Origin of the sequence: Vibrio sp. 10N.261.51.A3 (assembly GCF_041471965.1) — a bacterium.
GTDB lineage: Bacteria > Pseudomonadota > Gammaproteobacteria > Enterobacterales > Vibrionaceae > Vibrio > Vibrio crassostreae_C.
In genome coordinates this window covers 1-21,847 of the sequence record NZ_JBFRPK010000098.1, presented here as the reverse complement: position 1 = coordinate 21,847, position 21,847 = coordinate 1, and the positions used below count along the sequence as shown (strand labels likewise).

General features: G+C 46.1%; 19 protein-coding genes. 5 read left to right on the top strand and 14 right to left on the bottom strand.

What is annotated here, in order from left to right; genetic code table 11:
* Positions 1-66 precede the first annotated feature (66 nt).
* The 3 genes from manA (at position 67) to AB4371_RS20290 (ending at position 3,398) form a co-directional block, all read left to right on the top strand.
* A complete protein-coding gene (manA, locus tag AB4371_RS20300) occupies positions 67-1,284 on the top strand; it encodes a mannose-6-phosphate isomerase, class I (RefSeq protein ID WP_372150581.1) in 1,218 nt (405 codons plus the stop codon).
* A gap of 247 nt (positions 1,285-1,531) precedes the next feature.
* On the top strand, positions 1,532-1,972 hold the full coding sequence (locus AB4371_RS20295; protein WP_372150580.1) for a PTS sugar transporter subunit IIA: 441 nt from the start codon (positions 1,532-1,534) through the stop codon (positions 1,970-1,972).
* A gap of 13 nt (positions 1,973-1,985) precedes the next feature.
* Positions 1,986-3,398: a fructose-specific PTS transporter subunit EIIC gene (locus tag AB4371_RS20290; protein WP_372150579.1), complete on the top strand. Its 1,413-nt coding sequence runs from the start codon at positions 1,986-1,988 to the stop codon at positions 3,396-3,398.
* A gap of 159 nt (positions 3,399-3,557) precedes the next feature.
* On the opposite strand, the gene AB4371_RS20285 is transcribed toward AB4371_RS20290, so the two are convergent.
* The 8 genes from AB4371_RS20285 to AB4371_RS20250 all read right to left on the bottom strand — a co-directional run bounded on the left by AB4371_RS20285 (position 3,558) and on the right by AB4371_RS20250 (position 13,018).
* The gene (locus AB4371_RS20285; protein ID WP_372150578.1) at positions 3,558-4,694 is read right to left on the bottom strand and encodes an ABC transporter ATP-binding protein; all 1,137 of its coding nucleotides are present in this window, start codon (positions 4,692-4,694) and stop codon (positions 3,558-3,560) included.
* Positions 4,695-4,750: 56 nt separating this feature from the next.
* Positions 4,751-5,485, bottom strand: a complete 735-nt coding sequence (locus tag AB4371_RS20280; protein ID WP_065605892.1) for an HAD family hydrolase — start codon at positions 5,483-5,485, stop codon at positions 4,751-4,753.
* Entirely contained in the window at positions 5,475-6,971 is a 1,497-nt protein-coding gene (locus AB4371_RS20275) for a CehA/McbA family metallohydrolase (RefSeq protein ID WP_372150577.1), read from the bottom strand. The genes AB4371_RS20280 and AB4371_RS20275 overlap by 11 nt, the downstream gene beginning before the upstream one ends.
* Before the next feature lie 121 nt (positions 6,972-7,092).
* Positions 7,093-8,373 carry an extracellular solute-binding protein gene (locus AB4371_RS20270; protein ID WP_372150576.1) on the bottom strand — a complete coding sequence of 427 codons (1,281 nt, stop codon included), beginning with the start codon at positions 8,371-8,373 and terminating at the stop codon, positions 7,093-7,095.
* Between the two features lie 6 nt (positions 8,374-8,379).
* Complete coding sequence (locus AB4371_RS20265; protein WP_372150575.1) at positions 8,380-9,327, bottom strand: carbohydrate ABC transporter permease; 948 nt, start codon at positions 9,325-9,327, stop codon at positions 8,380-8,382.
* A gap of 23 nt (positions 9,328-9,350) precedes the next feature.
* Complete coding sequence (locus AB4371_RS20260) at positions 9,351-10,235, bottom strand: carbohydrate ABC transporter permease (protein ID WP_239962038.1); 885 nt, start codon at positions 10,233-10,235, stop codon at positions 9,351-9,353.
* A gap of 102 nt (positions 10,236-10,337) precedes the next feature.
* Positions 10,338-11,222, bottom strand: a complete 885-nt coding sequence (locus AB4371_RS20255; RefSeq protein ID WP_372150574.1) for a LysR substrate-binding domain-containing protein — start codon at positions 11,220-11,222, stop codon at positions 10,338-10,340.
* A 170-nt stretch (positions 11,223-11,392) separates the two neighbouring features.
* Entirely contained in the window at positions 11,393-13,018 is a 1,626-nt protein-coding gene (locus tag AB4371_RS20250; protein ID WP_372128207.1) for an ABC transporter substrate-binding protein, read from the bottom strand.
* A 144-nt stretch (positions 13,019-13,162) separates the two neighbouring features.
* Between AB4371_RS20250 and mpaA the strand changes: the two genes are divergently transcribed.
* Positions 13,163-13,870 carry a murein tripeptide amidase MpaA gene (gene mpaA / locus AB4371_RS20245; RefSeq protein WP_137001686.1) on the top strand — a complete coding sequence of 236 codons (708 nt, stop codon included), beginning with the start codon at positions 13,163-13,165 and terminating at the stop codon, positions 13,868-13,870.
* Between the two features lie 408 nt (positions 13,871-14,278).
* Here the strand turns inward: mpaA and eat are convergent, their stop codons facing one another.
* From eat to AB4371_RS20230, 3 genes are read right to left on the bottom strand one after another with little or no spacing between them, the layout of a single operon-like run.
* Entirely contained in the window at positions 14,279-15,676 is a 1,398-nt protein-coding gene (gene eat / locus AB4371_RS20240; protein WP_017061647.1) for an ethanolamine permease, read from the bottom strand.
* 24 nt (positions 15,677-15,700) lie between these two features.
* Complete coding sequence (gene eutC, locus AB4371_RS20235) at positions 15,701-16,570, bottom strand: ethanolamine ammonia-lyase subunit EutC (protein WP_372128208.1); 870 nt, start codon at positions 16,568-16,570, stop codon at positions 15,701-15,703.
* Positions 16,563-17,975 carry an ethanolamine ammonia-lyase subunit EutB gene (locus AB4371_RS20230; protein ID WP_017061645.1) on the bottom strand — a complete coding sequence of 471 codons (1,413 nt, stop codon included), beginning with the start codon at positions 17,973-17,975 and terminating at the stop codon, positions 16,563-16,565. Before AB4371_RS20230 ends, eutC begins: the two co-directional genes overlap by 8 nt.
* 200 nt (positions 17,976-18,175) lie before the next feature.
* Here AB4371_RS20230 and AB4371_RS20225 point away from each other — a divergent pair, with 200 nt between their 5' ends.
* Complete coding sequence (locus AB4371_RS20225; protein WP_017067657.1) at positions 18,176-19,096, top strand: helix-turn-helix domain-containing protein; 921 nt, start codon at positions 18,176-18,178, stop codon at positions 19,094-19,096.
* A 104-nt stretch (positions 19,097-19,200) separates the two neighbouring features.
* Here the strand turns inward: AB4371_RS20225 and folM are convergent, their stop codons facing one another.
* The 3 genes from folM to AB4371_RS20210 all read right to left on the bottom strand — a co-directional run bounded on the left by folM (position 19,201) and on the right by AB4371_RS20210 (position 21,773).
* Entirely contained in the window at positions 19,201-19,917 is a 717-nt protein-coding gene (folM, locus tag AB4371_RS20220) for a dihydromonapterin reductase (protein ID WP_372150573.1), read from the bottom strand.
* Positions 19,914-20,489 carry a GTP cyclohydrolase I FolE gene (gene folE, locus AB4371_RS20215; RefSeq protein ID WP_372150572.1) on the bottom strand — a complete coding sequence of 192 codons (576 nt, stop codon included), beginning with the start codon at positions 20,487-20,489 and terminating at the stop codon, positions 19,914-19,916. The genes folM and folE overlap by 4 nt, the downstream gene beginning before the upstream one ends.
* A gap of 252 nt (positions 20,490-20,741) precedes the next feature.
* Positions 20,742-21,773: an IS110 family transposase gene (locus AB4371_RS20210; protein ID WP_010429930.1), complete on the bottom strand. Its 1,032-nt coding sequence runs from the start codon at positions 21,771-21,773 to the stop codon at positions 20,742-20,744.
* Positions 21,774-21,847 lie beyond the last annotated feature (74 nt).

Below are 21,847 nucleotides of genomic sequence, written 5' to 3'. Positions count from 1 at the left end.
ACTCTACTCTCACATTTCATTAGGCCGAGTAGAGCTCAAGCCATGTTTCCTTTCATGGTGATTTCGATGTCTGATTTTTCTTTAGCGAACGATTCGTTCGTACAACGCTTTTTCTACCCGATGACCAACGTGATTCAAAACTACGCATGGGGTAGCCCTTCTTCGTTTAGCCAACTGTTTGGTATTGATAACCAATCTGGTGAGCCGCAAGCTGAGATCTGGATGGGCGCTCACCCGAATGGTTGCTCAATGGTGACTGATAACGGGCAGCAGACCACATTATCGAGCTTGATTTCTAAGAACCTAAACCTGTTTTTAAGCGAGAAAGTGGCGAATCGTTTTGGTGAACTTCCGTATCTGTTTAAGGTATTAGCGGCTGAAAAAGCGCTCTCTGTTCAAGTTCACCCGAACAAGCAGCAAGCCGAATCTGGCTATGCTCTTGAAGAGCAGCAAGGCATTCCGATGACGGCTGGCAACCGCAACTACAAGGATCCCAACCACAAGCCGGAGCTGGTGTATGCATTAACCGACTACACCGCGATGAATGGCTTTAGGTCGATCAACGAGATCCTTGAACACTTCCATTATCTCGACATTGCAGAGCTTCATTCGATGGTTAACGATCTCGCGGGCGACCAAACGCCCAATGGATTAGCCAGCTTCTTCGCGAGCTTATTGTCTTTGCAAGGTGAACAAAAAGGCATGGCGCTGACCATGTTGCTGATGAAGGCCAAGCTTTCTGATGCACCCGTGTTCCAGTTGATTTCAGAATTAGAACAGCAGTATCCAGGGGATGTCGGCCTGTTTGCTCCGCTGCTATTGAACGTGCTCACCTTAAAGCCCGGACAAGCCATGTATCTGGATGCCGAGACACCTCACGCTTACATTAAAGGTACGGGCTTAGAAGTGATGGCGAATTCAGACAATGTACTCCGCGCAGGGTTGACGCCTAAGTACATGGATATCAATGAATTAGTCTCTTGTACTCAATTCAATGAAAAGCCTGCGGATAGATTACTGCTCAGCCCGATTGAGCAAGGTGATGTGATGGAATATCAAATTCCAGTCGAAGATTTTAAGTTCTCTATCGTGCAAAACTCACATCAGAGGAAGATCACTACCGAAGGTGCCGAGATCCTACTGCCACTCGATGAATCCATGGTGCTAACCCATCAATGTGGTGAAACCTGCGTAATAGAGAAAGGCCAATCGGTGTTCATTCCCGCTTACGCTGAGAGTTACAAACTCGATTGCGTTGGACGCGTGGCGCGTGCTTACAGCTAGCTCTCCCGAGTAGATACAAACACTGATCATGCCCTGCTTTGCGGGGCATTTTTCTTCCTACAGAAAGTTATTTCAACACCGAAGTACACCATTAAATATGACTCATCTCACACTGGATGAATGATGCAAATCACACTTAATTTTGCTTGGTACAAATGTACAGTGAAGGGCTTTTATTTGCTATTTCGCGAATCGGGTTAATCCATTAATTTTAATTCAATAACTTCAATAGTGAATGAGTTAATAAATGATCACACAGCTAACTAACGTCAACTTAATTAATAACAACCTTCAAGCGAATAATAAAAAAGAACTGTTTGAAGAATTGGCAAGCATGTTATTTGAGAACAACCGAATCAGTAATAAAGAAGCCTTCTTGGCAGACATCGAAATTCGTGAATCTCAAAGCATTACCTCGATGGACGGCATCGCTTACCCACACTCAAAAAGCAAGGCGGTCACTGAGCCGGCAATCGCTGTTGGTGTAAAGTGCGAAGGCATCGAATATGGCGATGAAGACGGCATTAATCCAACCGTATTTTTTATGATTGCTTCACCAGACAACGGTGCTGACCATCATATTTATGTATTACAAGAACTATTTGGAAAATTCAGCGATGAATTTATTCAAGATATCCATAACGCAAAAGATGAACATCAAATCCTTAATATTTTAATTAATTCATAAGGCGTAGAAAATTATGAACACCCTAGCAAATCAAGCTACGAATACTAATAATAAAAACAGTAGTAGCGACTTTAAAAAACTCCTTAGTACCATGAAAGGCCACCTGCTTTTCGGAACCTCACACATGCTGCCTTTCATCGTAGCCGGTGGTGTTCTGTTGGCGTTAGCGGTCATGGCATCAGGCAAAGGTGCCGTACCAGCAGACGGCTTGCTGGCAGACATCTCTAATATCGGTATCAAAGGCCTTGTTCTTTTCCCAATCATTCTTGGCGGCTTTATTGGTTACTCCATTGCAGATAAACCAGCACTAGCACCTGCAATGATCTCTTCTGGCATCATGGCTGACATGGGCGGCGGTTTCCTTGGCTGTATCGTGGCAGGCTTTATCGCCGGTGGCGTGGTGTTCCAACTTAAGAAGATCCCACTTTCTGCAAACATGACGGCACTAGGTGCGTACTTCATCTACCCGCTTCTAGGTACGTTAATCTCTGCAGGTATCGTACTGTGGGGCATCGGTGAGCCAATTAAACTGTTCATGTCTTCAATGAACGAGTTCCTAGCTTCAATGGCTGGTGCATCTAAGATGGTTCTGGGCACAATCCTTGGCGGTATGACGGCGTTTGATATGGGCGGCCCTATCAACAAAGTCGCGACCCTATTTGCCCAAACTCAAGTAGACACACAACCTTGGCTAATGGGCGGCGTTGGCATCGCGATTTGTACTCCACCTCTAGGTATGGCTCTGGCGACTTTCCTATTCAAAAACAAGTTCTCTAAACAAGAGCAAGAAGCAGGTAAAGCGGCAGCAATCATGGGTTCTATCGGTATCTCTGAAGGTGCTATCCCGTTCGCAGCAAATGACCCAATGCGCGTACTTCCTTCAATCGTTGCCGGTGGTATCGTGGGCTGTGTATTCGGCTTCATGACAGACGTTCTACTGCACGCACCGTGGGGCGGCCTAATCACTGCGCCAGTATCAAGCAACATTCCAATGTACGTCGTCGGTATTGCGCTTGGCTCGCTAACCACAGCCGTTATCGTAGGCTTCTGGAAACCGGTAGCGGTAGAAACAGAAGAAGACATGGTTGAAGCGCCAGTACAAGCTCAAGCCGCTCCTGCAGCAGGCGAAGGCGAGTACGACATCGTAGCTGTAACATGTTGCCCTTCTGGTGTTGCACACACCTTCATGGCGGCGAAAGCACTAGAAAAAGCAGGTGCGGCAGCGGGTCTGAAAATCAAAGTAGAAACTCAAGGTCAAAACGGTATTCAGAACCGCATCAGCGACCTAGATGTGGCGAACGCGAAGCTGGTTATCTTGGCTCACGATATTCAAGTGAAAGACGCTCACCGCTTTGCTAACGCGAACGTGATTGAGTGTTCAACCAAGGAAGCAATGAAGAAAGCCGCGACTATGGTGGCTATCTAAAACCTAAGATTATTTAAAACCAAAGGTTATCTAAATAATCAATAAATTAATGAATGTTCACTATTGATAAAGTAACTACCCCTAGTAACTAAAATCCCCATTCGTCTAGTCAACGAATGGGGATTTCTTTTTACAAAACAACTCGTAGGATCAACAGAATCAGCTCTTAGGATCGAGCGTCTCTTCGGTTTCTAAATCGAACAGGTGACATTGGCTGGTGTTGAAATGCAGCACCGTTTCTTCACCACTGTTTGCCGTGCGATCCGCATCAAAAGGCACGCGAGCCACCAGCTTATCTGCACCGAATTTAAAGTAGAGATACAGCTCATTACCCATCGACTCAACCACATCAAGCCTGTGCGTTTGAGTATTCACTTCCGCCAGCGGCGCATCGTGATTAGCCAGTTGAATGTGCTCTGGACGAACACCAAACCATACCCACTCACCCATCTTTTCACGAGCGATAATCTGCTTGTCTTGTGGCAGTGTCCAACGAGTCCCACTTTCAGAGACCACGTTCATCACGCCATCAATCTCATCCAATCTCACCTTGAGAAGATTCATCGCTGGCGAACCAATAAAGCCTGCGACAAACTTGTTTGCTGGGTACTGATAAAGGTTCATTGGCGTATCGACTTGCATAATCTCACCTTGATTCAACACACAGATGCGATCGCCAAGGGTCATGGCTTCCACCTGATCGTGTGTCACATAGATCATGGTGGCGTTCTGCCCTTCTTGCTTCAGGTTATTGTGCAGCTGTGCAATGCTGACACGAGTCGAAACACGCAGCTTGGCATCCAAGTTAGACAAGGGCTCGTCAAACAAAAACACATCTGGCTTACGCACCATCGCACGGCCAAGCGCCACACGCTGCCTTTGACCACCCGACATTTCACCCGGCTTATTATTTAGCAGGTGTTCGATATCGAGAGTCTTGGCTGCATCTTCAATTCGCTCATTGATTTCATGCTTTGGCAGCTTCTGTTGCTTCAGGCCAAAAGCCATGTTTTCGTACACCGACATGTGCGGATAAAGCGCGTAGTTCTGAAACACCATCGAGATACCACGATCTTTAGGTGGCAATTCGTTTACACGCTTATCGCCAATGTAGACATCGCCTTCTGAGATATCTTCAAGGCCTGCGATCATGCGAAGTGTCGTAGATTTTGCGCAGCCAGACGGCCCAACAAACACCATGAACTCACCTTCGCGAATATTCAGATCGACACCGTGCACAGCCTTAAAACCATTTGGGTAGGTTTTTTCTACCCCTCTCAGTGTGACTTCAGCCATAACCTGTCCTTAAATCAATTCGTTAAATACTATCTTTGCAATCTGTCGTGGACGTTTTAGCCACGTTCTTGCAGTTGGTTGAGCTCAAAATGGGCGACTGATGCTATAACCAGATCCGCCACTGGCTCTAACTCGCTGTGTTGTGCAGTCCCCGTCAGAACACCGACATTGCTTGCGCCTGCATTGCGGCCAAATTCCATATCCGAAACCGTGTCACCAAACATGATCACCTCATGAGGCTCAATACCGCATTGTTCACAGAAGGCATTGAGCAGTGCTGGCGCTGGTTTAGGTTCGATATCACCATCTGAGTAACCGACATAATCAAACATCTCGCTCAAACCCGATTGCTCTAGTGTGTAGATGGTTGAGTCTTTGGTGTCTGCGGTCGCGATGCCTAAAATCATGCCTTGCTGCTTAAACAGGCCAAGCTTTTCAGCCACACCTGGTAGTGCTTCAATCCAGCTTGGGTTCTCTTCCACTTCGTCATTGAAAGCGGCTTTGGTCACCTTAGTGAACTCAGCGAGCGAGACATTAGGTTGCAGCATGTTGAACCACGCTGTTGCGGTATCTTCCACTGGGTTTGAGGCTAATAGTCCATAGTTATCAACCACATCACCTTCCACGCCGATAGCCAAGAGTAACTCAGCAGGTGTGACAGTTTGATTACCCTGATGCTGGTCACTGTAAGATTTCACACGCTCACAAGCACCACGAGAAACGTTAAGCCACATCTTGTGGAACTCTAACAATGTGCCGTCTTTATCAAATAACATCGCCTTAAACTTCATCACGGCTCATTCGCTCCATTAGTTCTCCCCAAGTACGCACTAGGGGTTGGTTAAATTCTGGTTGTTTGCCGTCGAATACGGCATTGATGCAGCCTTCAAATTCATGCTCGTTAGATGAAGGTTGAGTAGTGTTGATTAGTGCTGAAGAAAGCTCCCCACGACGAATATCGACTCGACACCAACGGTACCCTTCCTCAATATGGATACTTTGCAGCTCATCACTCAAAGCGATTCGATCTACAATCTCGCCATCAACTACGCACTCCGCGTAGTAAGGGTTTTCTGAATCAGTGACTGCGATACGATAACTAAGTGCCTGCCCTTTAGAATCATTACCCGGAAGCAAGTCACCCAGGTTGATGTCAAACTTCAAGCCGCAACGACGCTCTAAATACACTTGTCCATTGCGCAGACCCGACAAAATTCCTTCACCACTTAAGCCATGGCTGTAAACGAAGGTGGATGGGTCACCATAGATAGAAGGCTCATCCGATTTAGGATTACGTTCATGGGGCTCAAGGTGCGAATCACTGCCGCCAATCGCCGTAATACGCTGGCCACAATTCCACATGTCATTGAGAACTAATAACGCATCTTCGGTCGCTTTCGGTGAGGTCGACCAAGTTGGGTCACAACACACTTCAAACGTAGACACTTGGCTGAGATCCACTTGATCGTAATGCCAATGCCACGGCTTCATCATCGGGTGATTAATGCCAAGGGAACTGTCTCCACTTTTAGCTAAGTTCAATCCCGCTTCCATCGTCGCTTGGCTGCTATGTTCAACGTCTCTAAGGTCTAATGACTTAACCGGGCCATGCACATTGAAGTGCCCGAGATCGGTCGTGACTTCTAACGCTGGTAAAAACAAACATTGGTTTGATACAGGCAACTTAGGCTGACAAATGTTGTGCTCGGTGAAGAAGAAGAAATCGAGCCCTTGTGATTCCACAATATCTTTCGCCGCGGCCAAGGTATTGTGACCATCAGAAAGCTGAGTGTGGGCGTGTAAATCGCCGCGATACCAACGAGAATCAGAGCTCAACATGTGGCTGTAGTCGAACTCGATATCATGATCCGTTGTGACTGTTGGGTTCAGTTCTAGCTCACTCTCAATTCCGTCAGTATTTAGCTCATTAGAATGATTAACTAAGTCATCAGAGCAAAGCACATCGACTTGATACTGCATCGCACGCTCGGTGCGAAACTCACCTTCGAGATTGTAAAGTTCTAAGAACCATTCGCCCGATGGAATCGCACCATCAATTGCGCCTAGCCCTGAGTTTTGCGGTTGAATTGTGAGTGACTTGTGCGCCTTTTCAAACAACACCTTGCCACGAAATGCTTGGTTGGCATCGTAGGCCGCTGCGTACAAGAATCCTTTTTTCACCGTCGTACCTGTAATGGTTACGCAGTGAGAACCTGCTGGTACATCAAAGGGGATACGTACTCTGCCAAACGGCAGCTCACCTTGAAATTGGGTCATTGTCTTCACCAAGTTCGTCCTAATTGAAGGACTGGGTAAAAAGAGGCCCACCCGAATAGATAGGCCTTTGTTAGTTAATCGCTCTTCGTTACTAATAGCCAAGAGCTAACCGCTTTACAGATTAAGAACGATTCGCTCGGTCTAGTGCACGTTGTGCTTTCTTCGCCGCTTGTTTTAGCGCTTGGTCAGCAGGCACGTTTTGGATTTGAATCTGATCCGCTGCCACTTTCAGAGCGTCCATGATCTTACCGTTGGTAGGGTCTAGGAAGTCTTTGGTCGCCGTGTTCGCTTGCTTCAAAGGAATCAGAGCTTGCGGGTTATCTTTAGTGAACGCTTGGTATTCTGGTACTTCAGAAACGCTGTTACGCACTGGGATGTACCCCGTGAACATTGACCATGCCGCCGTGTTCTTCGCATTGGTGTAGAACTCAACGAATTCGAACGCGCCTTTTGCAGCAGCTTCGTCTGTGCCTTTTGGCATCACGTAAACCAGCGCACCTGCTTGTGGTGCAGAAGGGTTTGAACCCCAACCTGGCTGTGTGGTTGCTGAAAGCTTAGTGAAGTCCAAATCACCTTGGTCGCCCGATGAACCGGTGTAACCCAACGCGTTGTCTTTCATTACGTCATCGATGGTTTTGTACCAGTATTCCCAACCTTGACCGCCGTAGTGAATACGCATGATTTGATCATCGTGGATCCACTTACGGAAGCTGTCCCACACTTCAACCCATTCAGCCGAATCGATTAACACGGTTTTGCCATCATCACTGATGATCTTCGCGCCGTTAGAGAAAGCCGCGTCAATCATGTTGTCTTGGCCCCACATCGGCTCCCAGCCGTAGAAGGTCACGTTGCCTTTGTCATCACGTTGGGTAACTTTCTCCGCGACCTTAGCCACGCCTTGCCATGTGTTTAGGTCTTGCTCAGTAAAGCCGTTATCTGCCAATACCTGCTTGTTGTAGTAAAACACTTGAGTCGTACCGTAAGCAGGTAAGCCGATGATGGTACCGTCGTCTGCCGTCACTTGGTCTTTAAACGCGCCAATGAAATCAGAGAAGTTGAACTCTTCATCCATGAACGGCGTTAGGTCACGGCTCAAACCACGTCCGTGCATCGCTTCCGCACGACCTGAATCTAGCAGCACAAGTTCAGGTGCAGTTCTAGACGCTAGACCTGCTTGCAGCTTCTGGTAGGTTTCCGTGTAGTTGCCTTGCAATGCTGGCTTCACCACATACTCATCTTGGCTCGCGTTGAACTCTTCGATGAGCTTAGTCATCATTTGCTGTGGCTTAGTACCACCGGAATACCAAAAGTTAACTTCGGTTGCGGCTAGAACACTGCTAGAGAACATAGACGCGCTTGCTACGCCAGCACACACTAGTGCGAGAGTTTTTAATTTCATTTCCGTTTACTCTTTTACGCCGTTATCGGCGATACCTGAAAGAATCGTCTTTTGACAAATGACGAATAGAATTAACAAAGGCAATACTGCAATGGTGCTCGCCGCCATAATTTGCGACCAGTTCAACCCATAGTTACCTTCGGCAATAAAGTAGTGACGAATACCAGTAGCGATCAGATTTAAATCCTGAGTCGTAATCACCAGGCTTGGCCACATGTAGCTGTTGTAATTGGTAATAAAAGTGATGAGGAACAGTGTTGCGACTGCTGCTCGGCATTGCGGTAAGATGATTGCCCATAAGATCTTGAGCTCACCTGCACCATCAATTCGTGCCGCTTCAATCAGCGACGGGTGCACCTTGATAAACACTTGGCGTAGATAGAACACACCGAAAACCGACGCCGCGTTCGACGCCACTAGCCCCATGTGCGAATCCAACAAACCCAGTTTTGCTAAGGTGATATAAGACGGAATGTAAGTCACCGCGCCCGGCAGCATGTAACAACCCATCACGATGAAATAGAGCACCGTCTTTGAGCGAAACTTCAGCTGAGTCAGCGCATATGCAAACATCGCCGAATTCACAATCACCAAAAACGTAGTGAACAAAGCCACGCTAAAACTGTTGAAGATGTACAAGCCAAACGGCGCGCTGTGAAAGGTTTCGACAAAGGTTTCCCAGCGGAATTGCTCTGGAATCAAATCCAGTGGGTTAGCAAAGATCTCATCGTTGCTTTTCAGTGAACCAGACAACATCCACAAGAACGGGAACACCATAATGGTTCCGCACGTTGCCAAGAACACGTGCTTAGCCAGTGCGAGGAACGAACGGCGATCCACTGAAATCTTCTTTGACGCAACCTCTGATTTGGTCGCTTTGGTTTGTGCTATAACTTTGGCTTTCGCTGCGCTCTGGTTTAATACTTGATTGGCATCCAATACTTGCGTGGTCATAATTCTGTCCTTTCAAAAATCGACTAGTAGTACACCCAGCGCTTGCCGATGTAGGTATTAATAAGTGCCAACAATCCAGTAATCAGGAATATCACTAACGATGTCGCGGCTGCCGGTCCCATTTCGTAACGCTCAAAGGCTTGTTGGTAGAACAAGTACAACAAGGTACGAGTCTCACCGCCTGGCCCGCCCTGCGTTAAGATCTGGAACTGATCGAACGCCTGCATTGCCGTAATAATATTGACCACCACCAAGAAGAACGTAGTTGGTGAAATCAGTGGCAGCGTTATCTTCAAAAAACGCGTTAAGCTGCTGCAACCATCAATCAAAGACGCTTCGTACAGAGACTCAGGAATCTTGTTGAGCGCACTGATGTAAAACAGCATCGTCCAGCCAATCGCCTGCCAAACCGTCACGATAATCACCGCAATCAAGGCTGTGTTTCCATTCTCTAACCATGGAATCGCACTAAACCCAGCCGACTCTAATAAGTGATTTGCCAAGCCCGACTTCGTCTCGAACACCCAAGACCAAACAATCGACACCGCGACCGTTGGCGTGATCCAAGGAGAGAAGATCACCGCACGATAGAATTGGCTACCCTTGAAGTTTTTGTGCAGCAACATCGCAAACACAAGCCCAAGAATGATGGTTGGAATCACCACACCGACCGAGAACCAAAACGTGTTGAGCACCGCTTGAATGAACTCGTAGTCCTCAACCATATACTCGTAATTTTCTAAACCGATGAACGAATAATCTGGCGAGATGTAATCCCAATCGGTGAAGCTGATATAAATTGAATAACCAAATGGTACGAGCCAAAAAGTAAACAGTGGCACCAACAACGGTGCGGTAAATAACAGTACCTTTAAGCGGTTTTTCATTGGTTCTGAGAAAGCACTCATGGTGACCTCGTCCTTATTTGTATGCGGTTAAATTAAGGGGTTTGTGTGACAGGTTAGTAAGAGCACCCTTCATTTTTTTTATGGCTATCCATAAGAAAATCTTTACTCCAGTTCACCGTCTTCCATCTGGTGATAAAGCCAATCACAGAAGAAATTCACCTTCGCGCTGCGACTGTGTTTCGTAATCAAATAGTGGGCAGATTCGGCAGGCATCGAGGATTCGCTTGCCAATACAAGGTCTTCCTTATTGAGCAATTCAGACACCGCGAGCGAACGCACCAACAACATTCCAATGCCATGTTTAACCGCTTCTAAGGCATGTAGAGAGTTACTCACTTCGAGCAGAACCTTAGGTAATGTCATCTCGAATTGGTTATGTCCAAGCCATTGCAGCCAGTTCTCTCGGTAGCCTTTGACCTGAACCGTCGGCAGAGCAGCAAAGTCATGCTTGCTGAGTAACTCTTGATGCTCGGATTTGAATTGAGGGCTGCACACTAACTGCCAATGTTCTTGAAACAATCGCTCGCAATGGGTGTCTTCGCTTTCGACCTTGCCGTTGGTCAGCTCGATATCCACATTCTGACAAGGGTTGGTTGATGGCCAGTCCACCAGCTGAATATCAAGCCTGATAAAAGGGTATTTTTTATAGAAGGATGGCAGGCGAGGTAACAGCCAGTTATGGCAAAAGGTGTGATTAACGCGCAGGCTCAACACGTCGGTTTCTTTTTCCCCGAAGAGGATTTGAGTCTGTAATTTCAGGTGTGCTAATGAACCCGCAACAATCGGTTGATAGTGCTGGGCAGATGACGTCAGCTTTACGCCTTTGGAGCTGCGTTCAAACAAAGTGGTATCAAGGAAGGTTTCTAAACTTTTGAGCTGTTGGCTAACCGCCGCTTGCGTGACACAAAGCTCTCGGGCAGCTGCACCAATGGAACCAAGACGAGCAACAGCTTCGAACGCAACAAGAGCGCGTAGAGGGGGTAACATGGCTTCACCTGATTGAAATAAAAGTGAAAAATACTTCAATCAGGTTTCAGTTTTTTGCGCTTACCGTTACAGATTAATGACGAAGGGACGTTGATCAGATATTTATGATCAACGTCCCTTTTCTTTATTTCATGTTCTTAGCGGTGTGTCGCCGCGTGAATCAAACGCAATTACTCTTTGATGTAGAGATCCTTAGAGTAGATACGCCCTTCCACATTGTTTTTCGCAAAACCACCGACACTTGGTCGCACTAGGCGAGCCTGCATGTAGTAGTAAATTGGTGCGATCGGCATATCTTCTGCCAACAACTGTTCTGCTTGATCATAGAAACCTTGGCGATCTTGTTCACTGGTTGCAGCTAAGGCGCTGTCCATTGCTGCGTCGTACTTGTCGTTATTGTAACGAGCAAAGTTACCCGAAGAACCAGAGCGCAATAGGCTCAAGAAGGTTGATGCTTCGTTATAGTCACCACACCAAGAGGCGCGCATTACATCGAAATCACCTTGGCGACGTGACACCAAGTAAGACTTCCACTCTTGGTTTTCAAGCTCAACTTGTGCACCTAAGTTGCCTCTCAGCATTGATGCAATCGCCACTGCTATGGACTTGTTCGATTCACTGGTGTTGTAAAGCAGTTTGAAGTCCAACGGATTAGACGCATCGTAGCCCGCTTCTTTCAGTAGCTCTTTTGCTTTTTGATCACGCTCCTTCTGAGTCCAAGTACTGTATTCAGGTTGTGTCGCATCAAAACCAGCCGTGTACTCATGAGCAAAGGTATAAGCCGGTAAGTTGCCGACCTGAGTAACACCATTGGTGATAACGTCACGCATCATGGAATAAGAGACAGCCTTACGGACTCGTGCGTCATCGAATGGTGGTCGTGTTGTATTGAACGCATAGTAGTAAGTACACAGCAAAGGCACTGCGGTAAACGCATCTTGGTATTTGGTTTTTAGCTGCTGCGCCATATGTGTCGGCACGTCCGAAGTAATATCGACCTCGCCCACAGCATAACGGTTAATCGAGGCATTCTGGTTCTCAAACGGAATGTAAGTCACTTCGGTTAAATGCGTATCTGAACTGTCCCAATATTTCGGGTTCTTCTTCAGCTCAATGCGCTCGTTCACCACCCACTCGTCTAGCACAAATGCTCCATTACCAACAAATTGCTTAGGGTCGCTCCACGGCTTGTCGCTACTTTCTAGGGCTGATTGATGCACTGGCATCATAGATGTGTGGCCCGTCATTGCCACAAAGTAAGGTACTTGGCTGTCGAGTTCAAAACGGACGGTGTGCTTATCAATAGCCGACACGCCTAGTTCTTCAATCGGCTTCTTACCTTCTGCCACATCAGCAATATTGTTGATTTTGGTGAGCTTCATGTACCACACATTTGGCGATGCCGTTTTTGGGTCTACCGCGCGTCTTATCGCATACACGAAATCATCGGCCGTCACAGGATCGCCATTCGACCACTGCGCGTCTTTGCGCAGTTGGAATACAAACGTTTTGTTGTCTTCGGTTTCCCAAGATTCCGCCACACCTGGAGTAATGTTGCCATCGCGGTCTTGAATCACTAAACCTTCAAACAGGTCACGTAGAATGTGCATTTCTGGAAGGCCTTCTGCCTTTGCCGGATCTAGTGTCGCCGCTTCCGCATCATTAGCGCGCACTAAGTGTTGCTGCTCTGCCAGAGTGGTTCCCGCAGGCAACGTGTCAGCAACGGCAGTTACTGAGATAAAGGGGGTCAATAGAGATGAAATGAGTAACGCCGTTGAGTGTTTCTTAAAATCCATATGTTTTTGCTCTCCTAGCCTATCTTTGAAGCAAGTAATAAAATTAACAATGCGACTGTTGACGAGTTTTAATGCTTTCGTTTATCTAAGTAAGTTTGTGTAATCGTTAATACTTGATAGTACTTGATCAATCAGGAGATAAAGGTGAGTTTAATTCCAAGAACGGAAAGAGCTGCATTTTCAATAAAGCCGCTGTCATATGGAAAATCAGTGTTGGGTGCGCCTTTGCTCTATTTCCCCGCGCAAATAGAAAGCGAGTCTCGCGGGCTGATCTTAGCAGGCACACACGGTGATGAAACCGCTTCTATTGCAGGATTATCTTGTGCGCTGAGAAGCTTGCCAGCCGCCAACTTGAGACACGATGTGATCCTGTCGATGAACCCAGATGGCAATCAATTAGGCACTCGCGCCAACGCCAACCAAGTCGATCTGAACCGCGCCTTCCCAACTCAAAACTGGACAGAAAACGGCACCGTGTATCGCTGGAGCTCCCACACACCAGTCAGAGATGTAAAAGTGAAAACCGGGCAAGCCGAACAACTTGAACCTGAAGTGCAATCGCTCATAAACCTCATCGAACAGCGCCAACCTAAATTCGTCATCTCTTTTCACGAACCACTCGCCATGGTCGATGACCCCGATCGATCAGAACTCACCACTTGGCTAGGTAAGCAATTCAACCTGCCGCTCGTTGAAGACGTCGATTACGAAACCCCAGGCTCATTCGGCACATGGTGTCAGGAAAGAAACCTACCGTGCATTACTGTAGAACTACCGCCCGTTTCTGCGGATTTAACTATAGAAAAGTATTTGGATGCGTTTGTCGCAGTGTTGGGGTGTGAGGGAAATTAGTCTGGAGTAGGCTACATATACACATGCGAACAGTAATTCATCCTAATTACTAGTGAATCATATATTCCGTCTACTGAATCAATCCCATTCATAATCTATGCCGAATTCTTCCTTTGCATCATTTCAACTTATCTTTAGAGAAAGGCAATCGACATGATTAGCGCGATGAAAACTTCACTATCAATGAACTTCGGGGCTCGTCGCTATGAATCTAACTCGTTATAAAAAATCATGACAAGTGTCTGGACAAAAACGTTCCAAGAAAATGATCCTAAAACAGCACTATTTCTAAATTAATATTTATCGTTAGAGGTGATGGCGATTGGGGTTTACACGCAAGTTACTACAAGTAGTGTAATAAAGGCTCCAGCAAAGCACTAGAGCCTTAAATACCATTAGAAATTGAATCTAATTAGTAGCCTCAAGCTCTTTCTCTGCAACCGACAGCATCTCAAACTCTTCCTCAGCGGTCGATGCGACCAATTTATTACGGCTATATAGGCCATAATAAGCACCACCAATCACAAAGAGTCCCATAGTCATAAAGAATGCAGATGGGTCAAAAGCATAAACACCCGTCATTGCAATAAGCGACAGCACTAGTGAAGTGCCGGAAGTCAGCATGCCACCCGGTGTTTTGTATGGACGGTGAAGCTCTGGTTGCTTGATACGCAACAATATATGACTAAGCGACATTAATGCATAAGACACTGTCGCCCCCACTACCGCCATCGCCAAGATCAGGTCGCCTTCTCCGGTCAATGACACAGCAAAACCAAACACACCCGGCACCACTAAAGCACGAGCAGGCACTTTGTTTTTGTTTGTAAGCGACAAGCTTTGAGGCAAGTAACCCGCACGAGACAATGCAAACACTAAGCGGCTATAACCGTAGATAATCGAGAAGAATGAAGCAATAAGTCCTGCAAGTCCTAGTATATTAACAGCCGTTGCAACGGTTGGATTACCGGTCAACTTCAAGGCATCGACTAGAGGAACGGCACTATTCGCAATCGCTTCAGAACCCACAGCGCCCGCAAGCAGCAGAACGACTAAGGTAGCGGTGACCAGTAAGAATAACATTGCGCCGATAATACCTTTGGGTACATCCTTGGCCGGGTTTTTCGCCTCTTCAGCAGCCAGTGGAACCCCTTCTACCGCAAGAAAAAGCCACATTGCAAACGGTAGTGCCGCCCATACACCATACCAACCAAAAGGAAGTAGTTCTGTGGCTTGTGCGGTTGCCGGAGCGATATCAAACAGATTATTAGCATCAAACTCACTAACCAATACGCCTGCTGTCATAAGAATTGCTAGTACGGCTAACCCACTGATGACCATCATGACTTTCAGAGCTTCTCCTACCCCTGCCATATGAATACCGATAAAGATGGCATAAAAGATCGCGTAAACAAGAGGACCATCGATACCCATTAGTTCATTCACCGCTGAGCCAATAAAAATGACAATCGCGGCAGGTGCAAGGGCATACTCAATTAAGACGGATAAGCCGGTAAAAAATCCCCCCGTTGGTCCCATGGCTTGTCGAGCAAAACTATAGCCACCTCCTGCAGCGGGAATAGCCGCAGACATCTCCGCCAAAGAAAGGACAAGGGTAAAGTACATCACCGCCATAGCAATTGCAGCAATAAGAAAGCCTCCCCAACCAGCTTGACCGATACCAAAGTTCCAGCCTGCAAAGTCACCAGAGATCACGTATGAAACGCCTAACCCTGCTAGCAAAATCCACCCAGCAGTGCCCCTTTTAAGTTGTCTTTGCGCCAAATATTCCTGATGTTCTGACATTGTAAATCCCTCTATTTTTGTCTTTTATCCAATTAAAAAATTGCCTGTGTGCTTGTCTTCTAACTGCTCACCACCTTCTTCCTCGATACTCGAACGGTCTTTAAGGTTGACCCCAGAAAGCTCTAGCCGACGAGCTTCCTTCAATAGGTATACCGCTCGCTTACACGCATCTTCATAAGCCAACCCCTGTGGGCGAATATTAGAAATGCAGTTCCTATCAGAGTCTTTTGCTCCTCTTCTTGCCTGCCAAGTCAGGTACATACCCATGCTATCTGGAGAGGTCAGTCCCGGGCGTTCACCAATCAAAACCACCACCATCTTGGCTTGTAAGCACTCGCAAACATCATCTCCTATTGCCACTCGGCCCTGCCTCACAACAGTAATAGGAGCAACATGCCACGGCACTTCGTCTTCCCCTAAATAAGAAAGCAGATGCTCAATGACTGGATTTGCATGATTTTGAATGGCAATTGAAGACAAGCCATCAGCCACTACTATCGCGAGATCAAACGGGGGAGACTCTGAATGAAGAACGGCTTGCAACTGATTCCAACAGACGTCATCAAGCTCACGACCAAGATCCGGCCTTTGCAAATACATGAATCTGTCTGTCGCTTTGCTGTGCGCCTTAATTGGTGCCTGAGAAGTGTGTTGAATGACCGAGTTTGATTGAGCGATGAGCTCAACCAATGAATCCACATCTAAAGCACAATGAACGGCATCCATCGCCTGTGCATGGTCGAGTTGAAATGAAAGCAACTCTTTAGTTGGAACGCTATTTCCACTTCGACCCAGTGCAATACGTGCCGATGTAAAACCTTTAAGCTCGTGCCAAGGGTTTTGAGTTACCAACTTAGAAGCAGAATGTTTTGCCATAGAGACCACCTTACCCATGTGCGGGGCCTCCATTAAGTTGTGCTAGAGCGCCAGCAAATGAGCCGGAGAGTCGTTCATTTAGGCGCACATCTTTTACATCATCAAAAATCTGCATCTGAGTTAGCCACTCCTCAAACTCCGGCGCAGGTTTTAAACCCAACACCTTGCGTGCATAAAGTGCATCATGAAACGAGGTTGTTTGATAATTGAGCATGATGTCATCGGAACCCGGAATCCCCATAATGAACGAGCACTCAGCGACACCGAGCAATGTCAGTAAGTTATCCATATCATTTTGATCGGCATAGGCATGGTTGGTATAGCAGATATCACACCCCATCGGCAGGCCAAGCAATTTACCACAAAAATGGTCCTCAAGCCCTGCTCGAATAATCTGTTTTCCATCAAAGAGATATTCAGGGCCGATAAAGCCGACCACGGTATTAACCAACAATGGATTAAAATGACGCGCTACGGCATAAGCCCGTGTCTCACAAGTTTGTTGGTCCACACCATGAAAAGCATTGGCAGAGAGAGATGTTCCTTGCCCTGTCTCAAAGTACATGACGTTACTTCCAACGGTGCCTCGGTTCAGCGAAAGCGCCGCTTCGTTTGCTTCTTTAAGGATCGAAAGGTTAATACCAAAGGTGTCGTTCGTACCTTGAGTGCCACCAATAGATTGAAAGACGAGATCCACCGGAGCGCCCATCTCAATCGCTTCAATCGTGTTTGTAACATGGGTTAATACGCAAGATTGGGTCGGGATCTGGTAGTGTTGAATGACCTCTTCCATCAGATTCATCAACTTAATTGCCTGTGGTACATTATCTGTTGCGGGATTAATGCCGATCACAGCATCACCATTGCCATACATCAAACCATCAAAAATACTGGCGGCAATGCCATTGAGAGAATCGGTTGGATGATTGGGCTGTAAACGGGTGGATAAACGACTAGGCAAGCCAATGGTGTTACGAAACGCAGTCACTACCCGACATTTTTTGGCGACTTGGATCAAATCCTGATTACGCATGATCTTACTCACTGCAGCCACCATTTCTGGAGTTAAACCAGGACGCAGCTTTGCAAGCGTGAGACTATCGGCTTCATCACTTAGCAGCCAGTTCCGAAAGTCTCCCACTGTAAGGTGATCAATCGCTTTAAACGCCTCTCTATCATGGCTATCAATGATTAAACGAGTAACTTCATCACTTTCATAAGGGATCACCGCTTCATTTAAAAACGTCTTTAGGGGCAAGTCTGCCAGTGTCATCTGAGCTACAACACGCTCTGCAGCAGAAGTCGCAGATACACCAGCCAAAACATCCCCTGAACGCTCTGGCGTAGCCTTTGCCATCAGATCTGCTAACGACTCAAAGTTAAAAACCAGGTGCCCTTGTTGTCGGCGATAAGCTGCTGTCATAAATTCCCTCTTCATAAACTGGTTCAGTTCTTGCTCAATAACCTTTTGTATATATGAGTAATTAAGCGATTTTTGAACCGAATGAATATCAAGAATCGGCAAACATAAAAAAGCATTAATAAACATAAACTTAAAGACACACTGTACTAATATGGGTCACATGGGTAGGTCATGGAATGATGAGAAAGGATGAAGAATTGATGCGTTATGCACCTAATTTGTGCACATTCAACACATTTGATGCAAATCAGCAGGCAGCCAGCCTCTTTAACTGGCAGCAAGAATATGACCAACTGAGTCAAGGAAGTTTTCTAGGTCAGATCCGTGAACGAAAATTTTCTCACGTGCACCTATTTCGAGAAGACAGCAACCGAAAACTCAAGCAGCAATGTCGTATTAATGAAGGGATTTGGTTAGGGATCAGTGCTAACGATAGACCTTTACACATCAATTACGCACAAGGTAATCCTGATAGTATTTTGATCCGTGAGGCTGGGGCGGATTTTGAGCTACTTACGCCAGAAACCTTTTCTATTTATGGGTTAGTCATAAGCCCTTCACTGGTTGAAATGATTCAGCAACAGCTAGAGATTGAATCATTAAACAGCAAGAGCCACTTTCTTGGTTGCTCTCAACACTACACCCAACAAATAAAAGCTTACTTGAGCTTACTACTCTCCCCGAGTCAATCTCGCTGGTCTTTTCAAACTCATCAATCCATTGTTCAAGATATGTTGGTCGAATTGTTCGCTCAATCGTCTAATCAAAATATGCAAAAAACCAATGCCTCACAGCGTGAGAACACAATGCGTCGAATTAGGCAGTACCTAGATAACTCGCAGTACCGTAAACCCGTCACCGTGTCTGAACTGTGCGATGCGGTTTATGTCAGTCGCCGTACGCTGCAATACACCTTTGAGTCCTGTTGTGACATATCACCAAAACAATTTATACAAAATGTACGTCTCAACCAGGTACGGCGCATTCTGCAAAATCCGAGCGAACAACGGTGCATCAATGAAATCGCCTTTGACTTTGGTTTTTTTCATCTGGGATATTTTTGCCAAAGCTACAAGCAGTTGTTTGGTGAGTCGCCCATGCAAACACGTTCTAATGTCTAAAACCCAAAAAGTGTCGAGGGACAACTTAAAAAAATGTAGTTAGACGATATGAAAGACGAATAGATTAGTTGACTATCCTGCCTCAAGATCACAACGCATGAACTTCACTTCAAGTGCCTGCCGCCATCAAGGTGCAAAGTCCTTCCTGTCATATAGTGACTAGCCAAAACAAACTTAATGCCATCTATCACTTCTTCAAAGCCTGCCTCTGAGGGAATCAGTGCTTTTTTCAGAGCTTTGGTTTTGTACGCCTCGTCATCATGTTCATTGAATTTTATCATGGCAGGAGAGAGAGTATTGACTTTCACCTTGGGAGCCAGCATCGCTGAGAACGACAGCGTCAAGTTGTTGAGTGCGGCTTTACTGGCCGCGTAAGCGATGTGTTTTTTACTGCCTTTTTCCGCAACGTAATCACTGATGTGGATGATGTCCGACGTTTTATCGCCAGACATTAATTGGTCTTTGAGCGTTAAGTTAACCAGATAAGGCACGGTAGCGTGAACCGTCATCATCTGGTTCATGATTTGTAATGCGTTTTCACTGGGGTTTGTCTTGTTCTCAGGCTTCCAGTCGGAAGCGTTATGTATGATGGCACGAAGTGTCTTATATTCTTGACCAACGTAATGAAGAAAGCCCTCTAGGCTGCTTTGTTGATAAAAGTCTACCTGTTGTAAGTCGGCTCCACTGTCGCGCAGTATTTTCAGCTGGGGATAGTCGCTTCGGTAAGTGCCAACGACTTTGTATCCGTCAGATATAAGTTGCTGCGCCAGAGCGAATCCTAAACGCTTCCCCACTCCAGTTATTAGAATCGTTTCACTCATCGTAAAAACTCAGCTCTAGTTTGAGGGTTAGTTTTGAAACTGCCACCAAGCGCGGTTGTGGTGGTTTCAGAGTTAGCGTCCATAACGCCTCTCGATTTAACGCAGTAGTGAGTTGCTTTAATCGTCACAGCCACATTTTCTGTTTCAACCAGAGCCTGTATAGCGACCAGGATTTGTTGAGTAAGGCGTTCTTGAACCTGCGGACGCTGAGCAAAGAATCGAACAATACGGTTTATTTTAGATAGCCCAAGAATCTTGGATTCTGGGATATAAGCCACTTGTGCTAAACCATCGATGGTGATGAAGTGATGTTCGCACGTCGAAGTTAAATCTATATCCGATACCTTAACCATTTCATCAACTGACATTTTGTTGTCGATAACACTAATTTTTGGGAAGTTATTGTAGTCGAGCCCTGAAAATATCTCGTGAACGTACATCTTTGCAATGCGATGAGGTGTTTCAGCGAGACTGTCATCGGTTAAATCCAGCCCGAGCGTACTGACAACTTCCGTCAAAAGCCCTTTGATGCGGTTGTACTTCTGGTCGGGGTTCATTTCGCTCGATGTCATCGGGGTTTCTAGTCCCTTTTCGTATATGGAATCCACGTATTTACAAAGTGATTTTTGCAATGAAAGTTAAGATGCGGTCGTATATTCGGCTTCTTATTGAAGGAGCTACCCTCTAGCCTTTGATGTTTTGCGCACCTACTGTCCTCATCGAGTTAGCAGCTTGGAAAGCATGACGGAAAGGTCAGGTTTTCAGTAGGTTGGTCTTACCTTTTATGCTTCATCATTTTGTAAAATATCACAATTTATTAGTGATTAATCGGTGAGTAAAACTGGTTTGTATTCAGTCTCATACCGAAGCATTGCCCACGCAGTCCGTACCACTTTGTTAGCCAGTGCAATGCAGGCCTTCTTGAAGCCGATACGATCTATGATACTCCTCAACCAAGCATCCTTTTGAGTCTTCGGTTTTTCGGGGAGTCGTCCAACGTAAGACATTGCACCAAGATAGAGAAGGGAGCGTAGCTCCTTCACTCCACCGCACTTATCGATCCCAATCATAAAGACCTTGCCTCCTGAACTGTGTTGTTTGGGTGTAAGACCAACAAACGCTGAAGCTTGTCTTCCATTCTTGAACTGCTTTCCATCACCAAGAGTTGTATAGAGCATTGCAGCAGTTGTTTCACCAACACCTTCAATTTCCATTAATCGTTGGCAAGGTTCTATCTGACGGGTTAAAGCGTTTTTCTCTTTTTCGAATGCAATGAGTTTTGCTTTCAATTCTTTATATTGCTCCCACAACATAGACAGAACGGATACGACATTGGTTGGTATTGATGTTTCTCCATCAAGCACTGTTTGAACTGAAGCTTTTAACCCTTTTTCACCTCTAGAGTTTGCTATACCGTAGCCCAAGATCGTCCCTCGAATGTGAAGCGCTAGGGAAACCACACTGCGAGATAAGAATCTACGGCTGGTTTCTAAAGAATGCATAGATTGTTGTTCTAGTGATTTTGGACGGCTGTACTTAATGCCAATTTGTATTGCGGCGTTAGCGATCGCGAGAGCATCGTTATGATCCGTTTTATGACCCTCTAGGTATCCTTTTACTTTCTTAGGGTTAATGATCCTCACTTCATGCCCAAATTGTTCAGCTAATTGCCCCCAATAGTGACAACCACAGCAACCTTCCATAGCAACAATGGATGACTTTGCTTTAGCTAGGAACTCTTTCGTTTTTTGTCGGCTTAAAGGTTTATTGGAAAGCATTTCACCATGAACACTGATATGACAGACTTGTAGAACATTTTTAGCTAGGTCGATAGCGATAATATTATTGCTCAACATATTGGAACCCTCGTATTTATCTCATTCTCCTAAGTCTAGCTTGGCAAAGGAGGGAGTGGATTCCATACATCAAG

What these genes read in the sequence shown, in the direction of transcription:
- manA (WP_372150581.1), top strand. Translation starts at nt 67, where the DNA reads ATGTCTGATTTTTCTTTAGCGAACGATTCGTTCGTACAACGCTTTTTC.
- AB4371_RS20295 (WP_372150580.1), top strand. Translation starts at nt 1,532, where the DNA reads ATGATCACACAGCTAACTAACGTCAACTTAATTAATAACAACCTTCAA.
- AB4371_RS20290 (WP_372150579.1), top strand. Translation starts at nt 1,986, where the DNA reads ATGAACACCCTAGCAAATCAAGCTACGAATACTAATAATAAAAACAGT.
- AB4371_RS20285 (WP_372150578.1), bottom strand. Translation starts at nt 4,694, where the DNA reads ATGGCTGAAGTCACACTGAGAGGGGTAGAAAAAACCTACCCAAATGGT.
- AB4371_RS20280 (WP_065605892.1), bottom strand. Translation starts at nt 5,485, where the DNA reads ATGAAGTTTAAGGCGATGTTATTTGATAAAGACGGCACATTGTTAGAG.
- AB4371_RS20275 (WP_372150577.1), bottom strand. Translation starts at nt 6,971, where the DNA reads ATGACCCAATTTCAAGGTGAGCTGCCGTTTGGCAGAGTACGTATCCCC.
- AB4371_RS20270 (WP_372150576.1), bottom strand. Translation starts at nt 8,373, where the DNA reads ATGAAATTAAAAACTCTCGCACTAGTGTGTGCTGGCGTAGCAAGCGCG.
- AB4371_RS20265 (WP_372150575.1), bottom strand. Translation starts at nt 9,327, where the DNA reads ATGACCACGCAAGTATTGGATGCCAATCAAGTATTAAACCAGAGCGCA.
- AB4371_RS20260 (WP_239962038.1), bottom strand. Translation starts at nt 10,235, where the DNA reads ATGAGTGCTTTCTCAGAACCAATGAAAAACCGCTTAAAGGTACTGTTA.
- AB4371_RS20255 (WP_372150574.1), bottom strand. Translation starts at nt 11,222, where the DNA reads ATGTTACCCCCTCTACGCGCTCTTGTTGCGTTCGAAGCTGTTGCTCGT.
- AB4371_RS20250 (WP_372128207.1), bottom strand. Translation starts at nt 13,018, where the DNA reads ATGGATTTTAAGAAACACTCAACGGCGTTACTCATTTCATCTCTATTG.
- eat (WP_017061647.1), bottom strand. Translation starts at nt 15,676, where the DNA reads ATGTCAGAACATCAGGAATATTTGGCGCAAAGACAACTTAAAAGGGGC.
- eutC (WP_372128208.1), bottom strand. Translation starts at nt 16,570, where the DNA reads ATGGGTAAGGTGGTCTCTATGGCAAAACATTCTGCTTCTAAGTTGGTA.
- AB4371_RS20230 (WP_017061645.1), bottom strand. Translation starts at nt 17,975, where the DNA reads ATGACAGCAGCTTATCGCCGACAACAAGGGCACCTGGTTTTTAACTTT.
- AB4371_RS20225 (WP_017067657.1), top strand. Translation starts at nt 18,176, where the DNA reads ATGCGTTATGCACCTAATTTGTGCACATTCAACACATTTGATGCAAAT.
- folM (WP_372150573.1), bottom strand. Translation starts at nt 19,917, where the DNA reads ATGAGTGAAACGATTCTAATAACTGGAGTGGGGAAGCGTTTAGGATTC.
- folE (WP_372150572.1), bottom strand. Translation starts at nt 20,489, where the DNA reads ATGACATCGAGCGAAATGAACCCCGACCAGAAGTACAACCGCATCAAA.
- AB4371_RS20210 (WP_010429930.1), bottom strand. Translation starts at nt 21,773, where the DNA reads ATGTTGAGCAATAATATTATCGCTATCGACCTAGCTAAAAATGTTCTA.